General features: G+C 43.6%; 10 protein-coding genes. 7 read left to right on the forward strand and 3 right to left on the reverse strand.

The window, feature by feature from the left end; genetic code table 11:
* Positions 1-10: 10 nt before the first annotated feature.
* Positions 11-547: a hypothetical protein gene (locus AM228_RS32065; protein ID WP_156331615.1), complete on the reverse strand. Its 537-nt coding sequence runs from the start codon at positions 545-547 to the stop codon at positions 11-13.
* A 229-nt stretch (positions 548-776) separates the two neighbouring features.
* Between AM228_RS32065 and AM228_RS07835 the strand changes: the two genes are divergently transcribed.
* From AM228_RS07835 to AM228_RS07850, 4 genes are all read left to right on the forward strand, one after another.
* The gene (locus AM228_RS07835) at positions 777-4,799 is read left to right on the forward strand and encodes a toll/interleukin-1 receptor domain-containing protein (RefSeq protein ID WP_054465571.1); all 4,023 of its coding nucleotides are present in this window, start codon (positions 777-779) and stop codon (positions 4,797-4,799) included.
* A 102-nt stretch (positions 4,800-4,901) separates the two neighbouring features.
* On the forward strand, positions 4,902-8,912 hold the full coding sequence (locus AM228_RS07840; protein ID WP_054465572.1) for a TIR domain-containing protein: 4,011 nt from the start codon (positions 4,902-4,904) through the stop codon (positions 8,910-8,912).
* Positions 8,913-9,870: 958 nt separating this feature from the next.
* Entirely contained in the window at positions 9,871-12,699 is a 2,829-nt protein-coding gene (locus tag AM228_RS07845) for a bifunctional acetate--CoA ligase family protein/GNAT family N-acetyltransferase (protein WP_054465573.1), read from the forward strand.
* 235 nt (positions 12,700-12,934) lie between these two features.
* The gene (locus AM228_RS07850) at positions 12,935-14,500 is read left to right on the forward strand and encodes a DASH family cryptochrome (protein ID WP_156331616.1); all 1,566 of its coding nucleotides are present in this window, start codon (positions 12,935-12,937) and stop codon (positions 14,498-14,500) included.
* A gap of 186 nt (positions 14,501-14,686) precedes the next feature.
* Here the strand turns inward: AM228_RS07850 and AM228_RS34075 are convergent, their stop codons facing one another.
* Entirely contained in the window at positions 14,687-14,827 is a 141-nt protein-coding gene (locus AM228_RS34075) for a hypothetical protein (protein WP_190876795.1), read from the reverse strand.
* Positions 14,828-14,841: 14 nt separating this feature from the next.
* On the opposite strand from AM228_RS34075, the gene AM228_RS07855 reads away from it, so the two are divergent.
* Positions 14,842-15,399: an HPP family protein gene (locus AM228_RS07855; RefSeq protein ID WP_054465574.1), complete on the forward strand. Its 558-nt coding sequence runs from the start codon at positions 14,842-14,844 to the stop codon at positions 15,397-15,399.
* 134 nt (positions 15,400-15,533) lie between these two features.
* Complete coding sequence (locus AM228_RS07860) at positions 15,534-15,866, forward strand: DMT family protein (protein WP_054465575.1); 333 nt, start codon at positions 15,534-15,536, stop codon at positions 15,864-15,866.
* 110 nt (positions 15,867-15,976) lie between these two features.
* Here the strand turns inward: AM228_RS07860 and AM228_RS07865 are convergent, their stop codons facing one another.
* Positions 15,977-16,381, reverse strand: coding sequence for a hypothetical protein (locus tag AM228_RS07865; protein ID WP_054465576.1), 405 nt, complete (start codon positions 16,379-16,381; stop codon positions 15,977-15,979).
* 225 nt (positions 16,382-16,606) lie between these two features.
* Between AM228_RS07865 and AM228_RS07870 the strand changes: the two genes are divergently transcribed.
* A complete protein-coding gene (locus AM228_RS07870; RefSeq protein WP_054465612.1) occupies positions 16,607-18,922 on the forward strand; it encodes a hypothetical protein in 2,316 nt (771 codons plus the stop codon).
* Positions 18,923-19,013: the final 91 nt, after the last annotated feature.

Here is a 19,013-nt window from a genome sequence, read left to right on the forward strand (position 1 = left end):
GACAATTAGGTTATCGAATACAGAAAAAATTTGTAAAGCGATCGTTTTGACAGACTTTTGCTGTTTTCTCTTCATCTGTTCTGTCAGAGTTGTTTTGGTTATTATTTTGCCTATTGGGTGCTAACCGGGAAAAGGGCTGGGTAGGTAGGGGCATTGAATTCCTCCCAGACTGAGACCCGGAAGTTGAGGTAGTCGTCGTGCCGGAGAGCGAGCCTGGGGTGGGGGTTGCGGGGGGCGGCTGACTAGGCAAAACGCTTGGGGAGGGCGTGGGTGCGGAACCCGGAAAAATACTCGGTGTGGGCGTGGGCGTGGGTGTGGGCGTCGGTGTGGGTGTGGGCGTGGAGGTTTCCACTGGCGTACCACCCAGGTCAAAGCTAAGGGGTGCAGTAGGTACTACGGGGGCTGGAGAAACTGGGGAATTTTGGGCTTGCGCGGGGGCTGCCGGAACCACTACAGTGGCGATCGCGCTAACCATGCCCGCAGTACCGACCGCGATCGCACTGTTTATAGGTGTTTTAAAATTAGAAAATCGCTGTTTTTCTTTCATTGATAAACTCTTATTAAACTATCAGAGGAAGCGATACAACGGTATCGCCTTCTTGGTAAAATACCAAATTTGCTTAAAAAAAACCAGGAGAATTTACCAAAAAGACATAAAAGACATAAAGGGGATTGATTATAATCTCTATAAAGAACTCCGATTTCTTGAAAAAACTGGCAGAAACCCGGTTTCTTCAAGAAACCGGGTTTCTGCTCCTACCAATCATTAAAAACTTATGGCTGAATTTTACGATGCCTTTATCTCCTACGGACGCGCCGATAGCCAAGAATTTGCCATCAAACTTTACAATTGCCTCACCAACGCTGGCTTTAATATCTGGTTTGACCAACATGATATCCCCTTGGCGGTAGATTTCCAAAATCAAATCGATGATGGCATTGCCAAAGCGGATAATTTTCTGTTTATCATTTCCCCTCATTCGGTGAATTCCCCCTATTGCCAGAAAGAGATTAATCTGGCATTAAAATACCATAAGCGGATCATTCCCTTATTGCACGTAGAACAAATTACCCAAGAAATTTGGCAACGCAGAAATCCCCAGGGTACTGAAGCCGAATGGCAAGATTATCAAGCTAAAGGGTTACATTCTAGTTTCACAAATATCCCCCCAGAAATTGCCAAGATTAACTGGGTTTACTTTAGAGAAAATATTGATAATATTAACGCAGCATTGGCGGGATTAATCGACTTATTTTATAAGCATCAAGATTATGTCAGACAACATACGGAGTTATTGGCGAAAGCCCTGGAGTGGGCAGAAAATAAAAAGCCTAATCGCTATTTATTAGTTGCCGAAGAAAGGCAAAAGGCAGAAGATTGGTTAGAGATTAGATTTAAAGGTGAACAAGCCCCCTGTCAGCCAACGGATTTACATTGTGAGTTTATTTGTGAAAGCATCAAGGATGCCAATAATTTTCTGACTCAGGTGTTTATCCGATATGCGGAAGAAGACCGGGGGACGATGGAAAAGTTAACTAGGACGTTGCAGCGAGAAAAAATTACTATTTGGACTGAGAGAAGCGATATCAGAAAAAGAATGAGTTTCCAGGAAAAACTGAATCGCGGTATTCTCGTATCTGACAACTTTGTTTATCTCGTTTCTGCGGATTCTCTTCAATCTGATTATTGCCAAAAAGAGATTAATTTAGCGTTGTCGTATCACAAGCGAGTGATTTGTTTTATGGTGCCATCCCCAGAAATGGAGGCGCTGCCTGAATTTAGTTATGAACACCAAGCAAATGAGCTAATTAAACAAATTAGAGACGATGATAAATATTATGAATACCATAAAATTTTGTTGGTGCAATCTCTGAAATGGCAAGAACAAAATCGCCACCCTAGTATTTTATTTCGAGGATATAAATTACAGAATTTTCAGGCATGGCTGAAAGTCGCCGAAACAAGATTAGACCATCCACCAACGGCTTTACAACAAGAATTTATCGCCGCTAGTAGTCAGTATCAAGCCAAATCCTTAGAAGTTTTTATCTGTTATTCCCGTACCGATTCCGACTTAGCCAGAAAAATTAATGATGCGCTGCAATCTCAAGGAAAATTGACCTGGTTTGACCAGGAAAGTATTGCCGCTGGAATCGATTTTCAGCAAGAAATATATCGGGGGATTGAAATTTCTGATAATTTTCTGTTTATTATTTCTCCCAGTTCGGTGAATTCTCCCTATTGTGCGGCTGAGGTGGAATATGCCCAAAAGCTAAATAAGCGGTTTGTCACTATATTATATAATTATCATAACCTAGACCCAGAAACTTTGCCTCCGGCCTTGGCGAAAATTCAGTGGATTGATTTTAATCAACCGTGCGATTTTTATGCGAATTTTAGCGAGTTAATTAGAACTATAGATACGGATAGAGAATACCTGCGGAGTCACACTTTATGGTTACAAAAGGCGTCAGAATGGCAGGAGAAAGGAAAGAATTCTGATTTATTATTGCGCGGCAGTGAGTTGACGTTTGCTGAGGTTTGGTTGCAGGAAAGTGAGGCCAATCAGCGACAACCACCCCCAACGGCTTTACAAAAAGAATATATTGGCAAAAGTCATCGGCAAAAACTCCATAATCGCCTGTGGCAAATCGGCATATTAGCTACTTTTGTGACGACGGTGAGTGGGGCGGCAGTTTTTGCTGGGTTTCAGTGGCAAAAAGCCGAAAGACAGGCTACAATTATGGGTCTGAGAGAGTCTGCATTGTTGGCGAACAATTTACTGTCTATTAAACCTCTGAAAGCTTTGATTTGGGCGATTGAAATTACTGGGGAAAGTGAAGCAAAATTAGGCCAAGTTTTGCCCCAGGTTCAGTCTAGTTTGTCGGCTGCGATCGCCTTTGCTAGGGAACAGAATCAGTTTAGACATGAAAGTTGGGTGCGTTCCGTGGCTTTTTCTCCAGATGGAAAAAAGATTATTTCCAGTAGTTCCGATCGCACGGTGAAAATTTGGGATATTCAGGGGAATTTATTGGCGGTTTTAAACGGACATACTCATGCAGTGACATCGGTGGCGGTTTCCCCAGACGGACAAAAAGTTGTTTCTGGGAGTGATGACAAAACTATTAGAATTTGGGATATCTCTGGTCAGGAAAGGGGACAATTTTTCGGACATAAAGATATAGTGACTGCCGTGGCTTTTGCCCCGGACGGAAAGACGATCGCCTCTGGTAGTTTGGATCGAACAATTCGGATTTGGGATGTTTTTGGTCAACCACTTGGGCTACTTAAAGGCCATGAGGATATTGTGACTGCGGTCGCGTTTTCCCCGGACGGAAAAATGATTATTTCTGGTAGTCGAGATCATACGATTCGGCTGTGGCATATCTCTGGTCAGCCACTTCGGGTAAATAATCGGGTGTTCAAAGGGCATGAAGCTGATGTGACTGCGGTGGCTGTTTCCTCGGACGGGCAAAGAATCGTTTCTGCGGGCGCCGATCGCACCATTCGGGTTTGGGATATATCGGGCAATCCCCTGGCAGTATGGAACCTGGGGGAAATTTTTGCGCTTTCCCTAGCGATCGCCCCTGACGATCGGAAAATTCTCGCGGGCAATTCCGACAAAACTATCGGAATTTGGGATATGTCTGGCAATGAAATCGCGGTGTTGAAGGGACATCAGGATTCGGTGTGGTCTGTGGCTTTTTCCCCCAATGGTCAAACCGTTGTTTCTGGCAGTCGGGATAAAACCGTGCGATTGTGGGACAGCTTTGGCAACCAAGTGGCAGCAGTCAGCGCCCATAATGCCGCCGTTCGATCGGTGGCGATCGCCCCAAATGGGCAGACGATGGTTTCTGGAGGTGAGGACACCAAGATTCAGTTATGGGATATTTCCGGGAGGAAACTGGCAACATTGCAGGGACATCAAGATGCTGTCAGATCCGTGGCCTTTTCCCCGGACGGCCAGACCATTGTTTCTGCCAGTGAGGACAAAACTGTCCGACTCTGGAACCTCCAAGGCCAGGAATTAGCGGTTTTCCGGGGACATGAGGCGCCTGTCTATTCCGTGGCCTTTTCCCCGGACGGCCAGACCATTGTTTCTGCCAGTGAGGACAAGACTTTGCGACTGTGGAACCGCCAAGGAGAGCAAAAAGCGGTTTTCTCCGGCCATAAAGATTATGTGCGATCGGTGGCCTTTTCCCCGGATGGCCAGACCATTGTTTCTGGGAGTTATGACAAAACGGTGCGACTTTGGGACCTCCAGGGCAATCAATTAAAGCTGTTTTCCGCGCATCAAGCCTCGGTTTACGCGGTGGCCTTTTCCCCGGATGGTCAGACCATTGTATCTGGGGGTGAGGATGATACTTTGCGATTATGGAACCGCCAAGGGGAACACAAAATTTTCCAGGGACATGACGATGCGGTGATTTCCCTGGCTTTTTCCCCGGATGGCCAGACGATTGTTTCTGGGAGTTATGACCATACCGTCAGGCTGTGGGATCTCTCCGGCAACCAACTGGCTGTCATTACCGGCCATGAAGCCCCTGTGTATTCCGTAGCCATGACCCCGGACGGCCAAAAAGTCATTTCCGGCAGTTCCGACAAGACGATTAGAGTCTGGCAAGGTTCTTGGCAGTCTTGGTTACTGGCAGGGTGTGAGAGGCTGCGATCGCATCCCGCATTGATTCAAGCCGAGGAATTGAGTGATGCGATCGCATTTCAGGCGAGGAAAACTTGTCAGCAATGGCAGCAGAAAACTCACGCACCACAAAGACGCAAAGGACACAAAGAGGATTGATGATAATCTATTCAAAGAAACCCGCTTTCTGGCAGAAACCGGGTTTCTTCAAGAAACCGGGTTTCTACTCGCACCATTAATTAAAAATGGTATTAAAAGCTTATGCCTGAATTTTACGATGCCTTTATTTCCTATGGCCGCGCCGATAGCCAAGAATTTGCCATCAAACTTTACAATTGCCTTACCAACGCTGGCTTTAATATCTGGTTTGACCATAATGATATCCCCTTGGCGGTAGATTTCCAAAATCAAATCGATGATGGCATTGCCAAAGCGGATAATTTTCTATTTATCATTTCCCCTCATTCGGTGAATTCCCCCTATTGCCAGAAAGAGATTAATCTGGCATTAAAATACCATAAGCGGATAATTCCCTTACTCCACGTGGAACAAATTACCCAAGAAACTTGGCAAGCCCGAAATCCCCAGGGTACTGAAGCCGAATGGCAAGATTACCAAGCAAAAGGCTTAGATTCTTGTTTCACAAATATCCACCCAGGAATTGCCAGAATTAACTGGGTTTACTTTAGAGAAAATCTTGATAATTTTGAAACCTCTTGCGGGGGCTTAATCCAAGTTTTTCAGCACCATGCAGATTATGTCAGTCAGCATACGGAATTGTTAGTCAAAGCCTTAGAGTGGGTGCGGGGAAAAAAGCAAAGTTCTTATTTATTAATTGGCGAAGCCAAACAAGGGGCAGAACGGTGGTTACAAGTGCGGTTTAAACATGAACAACCCCCTTGTTTGCCCACGGATTTACATTGCGAGTATATCTGTGCCAGTATTAAAAATTCTAATAACCTGATGACTGACGTTTTTCTCTGCTATGCAGAGGCAAACCGAGAGATGATGGAACAAATTACTCGAACTTTACGCAGAGAAAAATTGACGGTTTGGACGAAAATCACCGATATGGAAACCGGCATAAATGTTCAGGAACAAATTCACCGAGGAATTGCGGCGGCTGATAATTTCATTTATCTGATTTCTCCAGAGTCTTTACAATCAAAATACTGCCAAGCCGAAATTAAGTTAGCTTTAGCTTACCATAAGCGGATTATTTGTGTAATTGTTGAACTCACCGATCAGCAAATGATTCCGTTGGAGTTGATAAATTTACCTTTTTTAAATCTTACCCCAAGGGAGAAAAAGGAAAATTATGGCCTAGTTATGGCTCAATTAATCAAACAACTGAATACCGATAAAAATTATTACCAACAACATAAAATTTTGCTAGTAAAAGCACTCAAATGGCAAGAGCAAAAGTATAATCAGAGTATTTTATTAAGAGGATATAATTTACAGCATTTTCAAGCATGGCTGAAGGTGGCGAAAACTCGTCAGCAACATCCACCAATTCCTTTACAGGTAAAATTTATTGAGAAAAGTCTGAGTCAATCCACGATTTTTTCTTTAGAAGTGTTTATCTCTTATTCGCGGGTGGATTCAGATTTTGCTCGTAAAATTAATGATGCCCTGCAATTACAAGGCAAAACTACCTGGTTTGACCAGGAAAGTATCGCCGCTGGGAGTGATTTTCAGCAAGAAATTTATCGGGGGATTGAACAGTGTGATAATTTTCTGTTTATTATTTCTCCCAGTTCCGTTAATTCTCCCTATTGTGGGGATGAGGTGGAATATGCTAAAAAGTTAAATAAGCGGTTGGTGACTATATTATATCGTCCCGTTGCTGCCGGTGATTTACATCCGATTTTAGCCCAGGTACAGTGGATTAATTTTAGTCAGCATGGAGGCGATTTTTATGCTAATTTTAGTGAGTTAATTAGAACCCTGGATACCGATCGCGAATATGTACATAGCCATAATCAATTGTTGCAACGAGCGATCGCCTGGTATCAGAAAAAGCAAAATCCTGATTTGTTGTTACGGGGCAGCGAATTAGCGATCGCCGAAACTTGGTTAAAATCAGTCCAACGGCAGCAAAAACAACCACCAATCACCAAACTGCATCAAGCGTTTATTAGCAAAAGTCGCCAACAAGAACGTCTAGAAGCCGATCGCTGGAAACAACTGTATATTCAGGCAGAAAAACAACGCATTCGGGCGGAAATTGCCGAAATAAAAGCCCTAAATTCCCTATCCAAAGCCTACTTTTTATCTGACCAGCAACTCAAAGGACTTTTCGCGAGTATTCAAGCAGGTTTCAAATTAAAAAAAACCCGCGTTTCCGACTTTATTCGGCTGCAAACTATTAGCTTTTTACATACATCAATTTATCAAGTAAAAGAGCAAAATTGCTTAAATCACCATTATCAAGAGGTTGCCAGTATTTGCTTTAGTTACGACGGTGAAATTTTAGCCTCAGCCAGTGCGGATCAAACAATTAAAATTTGGCGCAAAGATGGCCAATTATTAACCACCTTAACCGGACATACGGATCGTGTCTGTCAAGTTATATTTCATCCCCAGCCAAATGAACATCAAACCCTCGTATCTGGTGGTCAAGATGGGTTGATTAAATTTTGGACTGTTGATGGGGAATTATTACAAACTATTGAAGGGCATAAACATGGGGTTTTCGGTTTGGCTTTTAGTCCCAATGGTCAAATATTAGCTTCGGTGGGTGCTGATAAAAAAATTAAGCTTTGGCAATCCGATGGAACTTGGATTAGAACTATTAGCGGTCATGGAGATCGAGTGGTGGATGTCACCTTTAGTCCTGATGGTCAAAAAATCGCCACCGCCAGTTATGATGGCACCGTGAGATTGTGGGATTTAAACAGCCGTAAAATGCAGGTTTTTCCCGGTCATTTCGGTGCCGTTTTGTCTGTGAAATTTAGTCCCGATGGTCAATTTTTAGCCTCTGGTGGTCGAGATAAAACGATTATTTTGTGGAATAATGATGGGATTGAACAATTTAGTTTAAAAGGACATCAGGCAACGGTGTTAGATGTCACTTTTAGTGCCGATGGCCAAATCATTGCTTCCGCATCTGCCGATGGCACGGTGAAACTTTGGTCGCGCAAAGGTAAAGAATTACAGACTTTTTTCGGCCATCAAGGGGCGGTTTTTCAAGTAAAATTTAGCCCGATTCGTCCTGATGGGGAAATTTTGGCCTCTGGTTCGGCGGATGGGACGGTGAAACTTTGGCGACGAAATGCCCGTCTTATGCCCTGGGTGCAATTGCCCGTGACTCAAATTACTCAGGTTAGTTTTAGTCGCGATCGCCAATTGTTTGCTACCGCTACCCCCGAAGGGTGGATGCAACTTTGGAACCTTGCCGGAATTGAACAGCAGTCTTTCCCAGGCAGTTTAGAAAGTTTACGCCAAATTTGCATTAGTCCCAAGGGAGATGCGTTCGCGAAGCGTTGCGGATGCATCATTGCTTCTGCGGGAGAAAGTGGGGTGATTAAACTCTGGGATCTGCAAGGGAAACAAACGCAGCCAATTTTTGGCCATGAAACCACCGTAGTGGATTTGGCATTTAGTCCAGACGGCGAAAAACTGGTTTCTGTCAGCGCCGATGGCACTCTAAAATTATGGCAAATCTCCTATATTTATGCTAAAATTAGCCAAACTATCAAAATAAGCGATCGCAGTATTTTACGAGTCCAGTTTAGTCCCAATGGCCAAAACATTGTGGCGGCAAATACTGAGGGCAACCTTTATATTTTTGACGCCAATGGGGGCTTATTAAACAGTTTTTCCGCCCATACTGCCAAAATTTGGGCGCTGGCTGTCAGTCCAGACAGTCAAATGATTGCTTCTGGTAGTGAAGATAAAACCATTAAACTCTGGAATTTAGACGGGAAAATCCAACAAGTTTTCTCTGGACATGGCGATCGCATCGTCGATATTTGCTTTAGTCCCGATGGCAAAATTTTAGCCTCTGGCAGCGAAGATTACACCGTGAGAATTTGGAGTATAGACGGCAAATTTATGCAAGTTTTATCGGGACATCAAAGCAGTATAATCGGCATCCGGTTTAGTCAAGATGGCAAAACTTTAATCTCTGTAAGTAGCGATGGTATGGTAAAATTCTGGAACTTTGATTTAGATGATTTATTAACCCAAGGATGTGATTGGCTGCGAGATTATCTGAAAACTAATCCAGAAGTGGATGAAACAGACCGCCACCTGGGAATGTCATAAATATCATCAATAAAATATCATCAATAAAATATCATCAATAAAATATCATCAATAAAATATCATCAATAAAATATCATCAATGTAGGGTGAGCATTGCCCACCCTACAGAGATCGTAAATCGGTAGTTTATAATACAAAATTTTCTAATTTTTACAAATCCCCTGATATTTTACCACATTTGACAATTATTGCCCAAAAATCAACAACTGTTGACTTCGATCGCCGGTGGTAAATGCTAAAATTGTCAAGGCTATGCGATCGGCATCAATTAAGCATTTCTTAAATATTCAGCAAATTCTTGAATCGGTCTAGTTTCTGCCAGTTGCCAAGAACGGCTCATTGACAAAAACAATCAATAAGTTGCTTTACTAGCGGGAAAAAGATCGAGAAATGCTCAAAAAATTTCAAGGATACAAAGACCTGATTTGATTTGCGAGTGCTATAATCGGGGTAAAGCCTGCAAGCAACGCGCTTTTTTGCTTATGATGAACAATTTTCCCACAAAATCAGTCAAAATTAAGATAGATTGATGAAAGTTGGATAATTTTAGGGAATTTCCAGGATTTAATTTCTCTTAACTTGCTCAATGTAGCTAGTTAAACCGAAAAAACCCATAAACAAATTGGGGTCATTTATAATATAAAGCCAACAAAAATTAACAATACTTAGTCAACCGTTAACAAATATTTAATGAGGTTAGAGTAAACTTAGAGAGTTCACTGTGAGGGATTCATGCGGCTTTTATGGCAAAGCAAAAAAATCAACCAGATTGCCGTCAAGTCACCGACATGAAAATTGTTGAAAAAAAAATTTAATTTTTACCGAAAAATGTCAAGAAGTCTGAAAACAAATATTGATTTCGATAAATCAAAAATTATCGAAGAGTTTTACCGTTGCAAAATAATGGTGCAAAATAATGTTGAAAATATTTCAGAAATCAAGTGATTAGGAGGCTTCCATGCAAGTGAGATTAATCAACTCATTGAGACCAGCCGCAGACCCAGCCCACAATATATTAGGTGATAAACGCCAACCCCTCGATGCGATTTTTGCACCGAAAAATGTGGCGGTAGTAGGCGCTACGGAAACTCCGGGCAGTGTGGGTAGAACCATTTTATGGAACTTAATGAGCAATCCCTTTGGGGGGACAATTTTTCCAGTGAATCCCAAACGCACCAGTGTTTTGGGCATCAAAGCCTATTCCACCATTGCGGAAATCCCTGAACCCGTTGATTTAGCAATTATTGCTACTAAAGCGTCCACGGTTCCGGACATTATTCGCCAATGTGTTGATGCGGGAGTCAATGGGGCGATTATTGTTTCCGCCGGATTTAAAGAAATTGGCGAGGCTGGAGTCAAACTCGAACAAGAAATTCTGGACTATGCTCGTCGAGGAAATCTGCGAATTATTGGCCCCAATTGTCTGGGGGTGATGAACCCATTAACCGGACTCAATGCTACTTTTGCTTCGGCGATCGCCCGTCCGGGAAATGTGGCCTTTATTTCCCAAAGTGGCGCACTCTGTACCTCGATTCTCGACTGGAGTTTTCGGGAAAATGTCGGCTTTAGTGCCTTCGTTTCCATTGGTTCCATGTTAGACGTGGACTGGGGGGATTTGATCTATTATTTCGGCGAAGATCCGCGCACCCAAAGCATCGTCATCTATATGGAATCCGTGGGGGATGCTAGGTCTTTCCTCTCCGCAGCCCGAGAAGTTGCCCTGAGTAAGCCCATCATTGTGATTAAAGCCGGTTGCACCGAACAAGCGGCCAAAGCGGCGGCCTCTCATACGGGGGCGATCGCCGGTAGTGATGCGGTCTTGGATGCGGCCTTCAGACGGTGTGGAGTCCTGCGAGTTCACAGTATTTCCTACCTATTTTACATCACTGAATTGTTGGCCAAACAACCGCCACCGAAAGGCCCACGGCTGACCATTCTCACCAACGCGGGGGGCCCTGGAGTGATTACCACAGACGCTTTAGTTTCTCAAGGCAGCGAACTCACGGAACTTGCCCCAGAAACTATTGAAGCCCTCAATAAAATTCTGCCGCCCCATTGGAGTCATAACAACCCCATCGATATTTTGGGGGATGCGGACCCCGATCGCTATGCCAAAGCGTTAGAAATTGCGGCGAACGACCCCAACACCGATGGCTTATTAGTCATCCTCACCCCGCAGTCCATGACCGAGCCCACCCAAACGGCGGAAAAACTCAAACCATACAGCCGACTGAAAGGCAAGCCGGTTTTAGCCAGTTGGATCGGGGGCACCGAAGTCAGCGCGGGGGCGGAAATTTTGAATCAAGCGGGAATTCCTTGCTTCCCATTCCCGGATATGGCAGCGCGGTTGTTTGACTATATGCGGCGTTATAGCTACAACTTGCAGGGTCTTTATGAAACTCCCATGCGGATTCAAAAAGATGACCAAGCCAACCGATTTTTAGCGGGCAAATTATCGGGGAAAACTGGCACCATTCCCGAAGAAATGACCGGACGGGCTTATGCGGATTTAATTATTAAAACCGCACGAGATACCGGACGCACTACTTTAACCGAATTTGAATCCCAAAAAGTCTTTGCGGCTTATGGCATTCCCACGGTTAAAACCATGATCGGCACCAATGAAGAAAGAGCGGTTGCCGCTGCCGAAGAAATCGGTTATCCCGTCGCCGTGAAACTCTATTCTGACAGCATCACCCATAAAAGTGATGTCAGCGGAGTGCGCTTAAACCTGCATACTCCAGAGGAAGTAATTAGTGCTTATCGGGGCATAAAACAGGCGGTGACAGACAAAGTTGGCGCCGAATATTTTGATGGCGTGACCATTCAGCCGATGATTAAATCTGAGGGTTATGAATTAATTATCGGCAGCATGGTGGATCGGCAATTTGGCCCCGTGATGCTGTTTGGTGCGGGAGGAGTTTTGATTCATGTCCTCGATGATTGCGCGATCGCCTTACCGCCATTAAATACCACTTTGGCACGACGGATGATGGAACAAACCAAAATCCACAAAATCCTCAAAGGGGTACGCGGTCGTCAGCCGATTAACTTAGAAATTCTGGAGCAAATATTAGTCCGCTTTTCTTACTTGTTGGTGGAACAACCTTGGATTAAAGAAACGGATATTAATCCCCTGTTAGTTTCCCACGATGGATTTATTGCCCTGGATGCGCGGATTATTTTACATGACTTAGAAGTCACCGAAGACCAGTTACCAGATTTGGCAATTCGTCCGTACCCTAATCAATATATCACTGAGTGGAAATTGCGTGACAATACCCCAGTGAAAATCCGCCCTATTCTGCCGGAAGATGAACCCTTAGTCCGGGAATTTCACGATCAACTTTCCGAACATAGTCTCTATTTGCGCTATGCCCAAATAATGAAAAAGAGTCGCCTACTCGTCCACGAACGGCTGTCTCGGATGTGCTTTATTGACTACGATCGCGAAATGTCTTTAGTTGTAGAATATCAAAATCTCGAAACCGGCAATACCCAGATTATTGCCATGAGTCGCTTAACCAAAATTACCGGCACCGAGGACTCTGAATTTGCTATGCTAGTGAGCGATCGCTTCCAAGGCAAAGGATTAGGCACCAAACTACTAAGTTTAATGATTGACATTGGTCACGCCGAAAAACATTCAGTGATTCGGGCAGAAATTCTCAGCGATAATTTCATCATGCAACATATCTGCAAAAAACTCGGTTTTCGGATTCACCGTCTCCCAGGAGAAGCAATGATCTCGGCAGATTTGCCCTTACAAATTCATCCGGTGATTTAATATAGCAATTGTCAGAATTATGAAGTACAAAAAAATTTGTCATTCCCGCGTTCGCGGGAATCCAGAAAACTTCTGTACTTCATTCGGACAATAACCACTATATTCGTTGATTGTTGATTGGTGATTGTTGATTGTTGTAGGGTGGGCAAAATTTTGCCCACCCTACTATTTACTGTATGATATAAATTAATATAAACTATCTTTGTGCTCTTTGTGCCTTTGTGGTAAAAAATCCATGACTCAAAATATTCTGATTTGGTATAGAAACGATTTACGCATTCACGACCATGAACCCCTCTATCGGGCAACCCGTCAAAAAAACCCCGCCTCGCAAATTATTCCCGTTTATTGTTTTGACCCCCGACACTTTGGGAAAACCCCTTATGGTTTTCCCAAAACCGGGGCATTTCGCGGCCAATTTTTGTTAGAAAGTGTAGCAGATTTAAGAAACTCTTTAAAAGCGATCGCTTCTAACCTAATTATTCGCACCGGCAAACCGGAAGAAATCTTACCTCAATTAGCCAAAGAATTAAACATCACTGACATCTATTATTCAAAAGAAGTCACCTCAGAAGAAATTGCCGTAGAAACCGCCTTAAAAAAAGCCTTAAAACCATTAGAAATTTCCCTCACCGGCTTTTGGGGACATACTCTGTATCATCCAAATAACCTCCCCTTTTCCATTAGCGAAATTCCCGAAGTATTTACCCAATTTCGTAAAGAAGTAGAAAAAAAAGGCAGCGTCAACCCGACATTTTCCACCCCTAAACAATTACCGCCCTTGCCCAAAATAGAAATAGGCGAACTCCCGGATTTAACGGATTTTGGTCTAGAAAAACCGGAATTTTCTCCCCGGTCTGTCCTGCAATTTAAAGGCGGTGAAACCGAAGCGATCGCCCGATTAAAACAGTATTTTTGGGAAAAAGATTGCTTAAAAATTTATAAAGAAACCCGCAACGGAATGATAGGGGCTGACTACTCCTCTAAATTTTCTCCCTGGTTAGCAATGGGTTGCATTTCCCCTCGTTACATTTATGAGCAAGTCCAAAAATATGAACAGCAACGCATCAAAAACGATTCGACATACTGGCTAGTTTTTGAACTCCTTTGGCGGGATTATTTCCGCTTTATTGGCGCCAAACATGGGAATAAAATATTTTATCTTTGCGGGTTACAAGGAATAGATATTCCTTGGCAAGAAGACTGGGAAAAATTTGATTTATGGCGGCAAGGAATGACCGGATTTCCTCTCGTAGATGCCAATATGAGAGAACTTGCTGCCACCGGATTTATGTCAAATCGCGGACGGCAAAATGTCGCAAGTTTCCTCACCAAAAACTTAGGCATAAATTGGCAAATGGGCGCCGAATGGTTTGAATCGTTATTAATTGACTATGATGTTTGCAGTAACTACGGCAACTGGAATTATACCGCTGGAGTGGGCAATGATGCGCGGGGCTTCCGCTTTTTTAATATTATCAAACAATCCAAAGACTACGATCGCCTCGGAGAATATGTCAAACATTGGTTGCCCGAACTAGCAAAAGTTGCCCCGGATAAAATCCATGAACCCTGGCAACTTTCCCCCGACCAGCAAAAGCGATTTAACGTCATAATTGGCGTTGATTATCCTCAGCCTGTAGTAGATTTATTTAAATCTGCCGATGAGAATAAACGCATCTATGAAGGGGCATTATCCCGGCATGATTCTCGGCGATCAAGTCAAAAACCAGGGAAAAAATCTGGTAATAAATCCGAGGTTTATGCCAAAGTTCCTAAAGCTTTAAAAAGACCAGGTTAACAGAGAAAAGTCCGTTTACTTTATAAACGGACTTTTTTCTGTTTGACGAACAATTTTTTCTACCTACGCCGGGGTCGTAACTCACTATGGGAGCCATAGAATTTTCCCGGAGTCTACATCTCATAATATAGCTCATATTCCTAAGTAGGGTGTAGGGTGGGCAAAAATTTGCCCACCCTACGAATGTTATTTTTGCCCGATCGCCGCATCCGTATAACTAAACCCGATCGCGCTGATTAAAATTTTCTGTATAGTTAGATACGTTTTAGTGGTTTTTCCCTGATTGTCACCATATACTGATATCAAGGCCAATTCGTTGTCAATCATCGGCAAATATACTCATGTGGAAATATCAGAAAATTCGGTTGAAATGGGAAACTTATTGCTTCAAGCTGTTCGGGAAATGGCGGTCTGTACCGTTAACTTGTCCAATGGATCGACCGCATCACAAACATATTTTTTGGAGTTGGTTGGGGAGTTTCTGCGCGATCGCTGCCACATCTTACCTTTCCGTCAAAACCAATTCTCCCTTACTAATGGCTCCCTTTGGGGCTACCAGCGTCTTAATTTTTGGCGTTCCTGACAGCCCTTTGGCGCAACCGCGCAATCTCATTGGGGGTAATCTTTTATCAGCCTTTATTAGCCTCAGCATTTTGCATATTTTCGGTTCTGCTCCCTGGACAATGGGGATGGCTGTAGCTACGGCGATCGGACTGATGCAGCTTACCGGAACGTTACATCCGCCTTCGGGAGCCGTTGCCTTAGTTATTATGATGACAAAGCCTGACTGGGAATTTTTAATCGTGCCAACATTTGAGGGATCGATGATTCTTCTGTTGTGTGCCGTTGTTTTCAATAACCTCGCTGAAGATCGGTCGTATCCTAAACACTGGCTATAGCATTTTTTCGGTTAAGAGAGATAAAAAATGAAGAAATATTAACCTAATTTTCCTAATTTGCCCTTCCCATCCCTGGACTAAAAAAACTGCGAGAAATCTATACTAAGATAGATTCAATTCTCGGACAAATTACTATGCTCACGGTACTTTTGCTGACCATCTCTAATCTATTTATGACTTTTGCCTGGTATGGACACCTCAAGTTTTTGCAAAATCAATCATTATTTTTTGTGATTTTAGCCAGTTGGGGCATCGCTTTTTTTGAATATTGCTTTCAAGTCCCGGCAAATCGGATTGGTTATGGAGAGTTTACCGCCACCCAGTTAAAACTCATCCAAGAAGCTATTTCTATTATGGTGTTTATTGGCTTTGCCGTAATCACTTTGGGTGAAAGTCTGAAATGGAATTATTTGGTTGCCTTTATTTTCATGTTTATCGCGGTTTATTTTGCGGTGGCGATAAAATAAAATCTGTATTTGTAGGGTGTAGGGTGTAGGGTGTAGGGTGTAGGGTGTAGGGTGGGCAAAAATTTGCCCAGCCTAAGAATTTGCGCCCGCAATGCTTGCGCCCCTACGGATTAACTCATGGGATTTTGCAGTTCTTGCTCAATTTCTTCTAAAGTTTGAATCACTAATCGTTTCGCTTGTAATTTCCAGCCCATCTGTTGCACTTTAATAGCAATAAATCCCCCCACTCCCGTCGCAATAAAATCTAACGGCTGAGTCATAGAAATGCCAAATAATAATCCCAGTCCCGCAATGCCCCAAAAAGGTAATGCCACCGTTTGCCGTTGGTGTTCCAGAATGCGACTAAATAAATCTGTGGGCATTTCTTCGATCAGTTGGGCTTTGACTTTCCTTTGTTCCGCGATCGGGACAGAAAGACCAATTTTTCGCCGCAATTTTTCGATTTTTCTGGCGGTGGTGCTGTATTCCGTTAGCTGATCTTCTGCCATCATTACTAGGCGTTCTAACTGTCCCATAATTGTTAATAAATAAGTAAAGTTTGATGTGGTTTTTGACCCCAATTTTGTAGGGGCGAAGCATGACCGCAGGAGAAACCGGGTTTCTGGGACAATGGGCGACCACTTTCGGGGAATCTCTACAAGAAACCCGGTTTCTGAAATTAAGGATCTAATACCGGAATGCTTTGCCCTGACAATGCTAAAATATTACCATATTTAGCTAAATTTTTTTGGAAAAATTCAATGATACTAAAAAAACCCGATCGCCCCCTAGGGAAACTTTCTCCCAGCTTTCTGGCTTTACTATTATTGGTGACATCCTGCACCAGGGCGACCACGGGGGGATCGCCCCTAAATTCCGTATCTTCTGAACCCGTCCGTTCCACCCCGGTAACGGTGACGGAAGCAGGAACCTGGGCATTTACACCGGAACCGGATACTTATAATAATCAAGCCTTATTAGATTTGCGGTTTCTCAATGAAAAAATAGCCGGTGAATCGGGGTTTATTCGCCGATCGCCTGATGGTCGAAATTTTGTCAAAGGGGACGGTGTACCGATTAGATTTTGGGCAGTCAATTCTGATAGTTGGAGAGAAGGTAAAGAAGCGATCGCCGACCAAGCGCGTTTTTTAGCCAAACGAGGGGTTAATTTAGTGCGTTGGCATGGACAAATTCAAGCCAAAAATGAAGAATCAAAACTAACAGATATTGACGAAAAAGCTAGGGATCAACTTTGGCAATTTGTGGCGGGAATGAAACAAGAGGGAATATATATGACCATTTCCCCATACTATGCCATGCCAGTCAAGGCAAAACCCAACTGGGGCATTCCCAGAGATAGTGAATCGATGCAGGGTTTGTTATTTTTTGATCCAGAGTTACAAGCGGCTTATAAAGGATGGCTGCGATCGCTGTTTGAACCAGTCAATCCTTATACAGGAATTGCCTTAAAAGATGACCCGGCTGTGGCCATTATTCAACTGCAAAACGAGGATTCCTTATTATTTTGGACAGTGGAAAGTATTCAAGGTCGCGATCGAGAAATTCTCAGCGGTCAATTTGGCGAATGGTTAAAGCAAAAATATGGTTCTTTAGCCGCAGCCTCAAAAGCATGGAACAACGCCAAAATAGAAAGCGATGACTTTAACAATGGTCGAGTAGGCTTTTATCACATTTGGGAAATGACCCAAGAACAAAAGCCGAACAGTGGTAAAGCCAAACGTTTGGCAGACCAAACCCAGTTTTGGACAGAAACCATGCATAATTTTAATCAGGAAATGGTGCGATTTTTGCGAGAAGAAATCGGCGCCAAACAGTTAATTAATGCCGGTAACTGGAAAACCGCCAATTCTCTGACCCTAAATGATGCCGAACGCTATTCTTATACTCCCAGTGAGGTGATGGGAGTAAATCGTTATTATGATGGCGGCGGTCATTGGGGGGAATCTTCGGGCTGGGCGATCGTGAATGGGGATAAATTTATTAACCGTTCGGTGTTATTTGACCCCAGTTCTTTGCCCACGAATTTAAAACAAGTAGCAGGTTATCCCATGATTATTCCTGAAAGTTCTTGGGTGCCCCCTTTGGGTTATCAGTCAGAAGCGCCTTTTTTAGTCAGTATTTATCAGTCCCTCGGTGGGGTGGATGCTTTCTATTGGTTTTCCATGAAAGAACCCCAATGGCGTCAACCTTCTTCGGCAAATGGCTTTAAGCCGTCCATTGGAAAATGGGTGATTAATACCCCAGAGTTGTTGGGCAATTTTCCCGCTGCGGCGTTAATGTATCGTCAAAATTATATCCAAACAGCGCCAGTGGTGGTGGCCGAAAAGCGATCGCTGGAGGATTTGTGGCAAAGGCGATCGCCCATAATTGGGGAAAATTCCGGCTTTGACCCCAACCGCGACCAAGAAGCCGCTAGATCCCTGGGACAAAACCGGGGATCTGACTCAATTCATCCCCTCGCCTTTTTGGTCGGCCCCGTAGAAGTGACTTATAATGCTGACCCCAGCCAAAGTCAGGCGATGAACTTGGATCAATATATTGATGAAAAAGCCAAAGTGGTGCGATCGCAAACCGGGGAGATCCAGTGGGACTATGGCAAAGGCATTGCCACCTTAAATGCCCCCAAAGCCCAAGGAGTCACCGGCTTTTTGGGACAAATCGGCAACTTTGAATTAGGAGATATCACGATTATTTCTGGCAATAAATACGCCACGGCGATCGCGGTATCAATGGACGATCGACCCATTGCCACCTCTAAAAAAATATTAATTCAAGTAGGAACCGTCGCCCGTCCTCACGGTTGGACAGAAAAAGCCGTCACCTGGGAAGACAAAAACGGTCAGCAATTGCAAGGGTTTGAGGTAATCAGCTACGGTGAGGCCCCGTGGGCGATCGCGGAAAATAACCTAACCATTACCGTCAACAACCCCAAAATTACCAAAGCAACAGTATTAGACATGAACGGGTTAGCCAGAGGGCAAGCAGAACTCCAGCGTCAGGGAAACAAAGTAACATTGCAAATGCCCCCTGACGCCAAATATCTGATTTTAAATTAAAGCGTTTTTCTACTGAATAAACCACAGATATATGTAGGGTTTATGGGGTGTAGGGGCGAAGCATTCTGGGGAAAATCTTAATGGTCAAAAC

It is taken from the genome of Planktothricoides sp. SR001 (genome assembly GCF_001276715.1).
Lineage (GTDB): Bacteria > Cyanobacteriota > Cyanobacteriia > Cyanobacteriales > Laspinemataceae > Planktothricoides > Planktothricoides raciborskii.

What these genes read in the sequence shown, in the direction of transcription:
- AM228_RS32065 (WP_156331615.1), bottom strand. Translation starts at nt 547, where the DNA reads ATGAAAGAAAAACAGCGATTTTCTAATTTTAAAACACCTATAAACAGT.
- AM228_RS07835 (WP_054465571.1), top strand. Translation starts at nt 777, where the DNA reads ATGGCTGAATTTTACGATGCCTTTATCTCCTACGGACGCGCCGATAGC.
- AM228_RS07840 (WP_054465572.1), top strand. Translation starts at nt 4,902, where the DNA reads ATGCCTGAATTTTACGATGCCTTTATTTCCTATGGCCGCGCCGATAGC.
- AM228_RS07845 (WP_054465573.1), top strand. Translation starts at nt 9,871, where the DNA reads ATGCAAGTGAGATTAATCAACTCATTGAGACCAGCCGCAGACCCAGCC.
- AM228_RS07850 (WP_156331616.1), top strand. Translation starts at nt 12,935, where the DNA reads ATGACTCAAAATATTCTGATTTGGTATAGAAACGATTTACGCATTCAC.
- AM228_RS34075 (WP_190876795.1), bottom strand. Translation starts at nt 14,827, where the DNA reads ATGATTGACAACGAATTGGCCTTGATATCAGTATATGGTGACAATCAG.
- AM228_RS07855 (WP_054465574.1), top strand. Translation starts at nt 14,842, where the DNA reads ATGTGGAAATATCAGAAAATTCGGTTGAAATGGGAAACTTATTGCTTC.
- AM228_RS07860 (WP_054465575.1), top strand. Translation starts at nt 15,534, where the DNA reads ATGCTCACGGTACTTTTGCTGACCATCTCTAATCTATTTATGACTTTT.
- AM228_RS07865 (WP_054465576.1), bottom strand. Translation starts at nt 16,381, where the DNA reads ATGGGACAGTTAGAACGCCTAGTAATGATGGCAGAAGATCAGCTAACG.
- AM228_RS07870 (WP_054465612.1), top strand. Translation starts at nt 16,607, where the DNA reads ATGATACTAAAAAAACCCGATCGCCCCCTAGGGAAACTTTCTCCCAGC.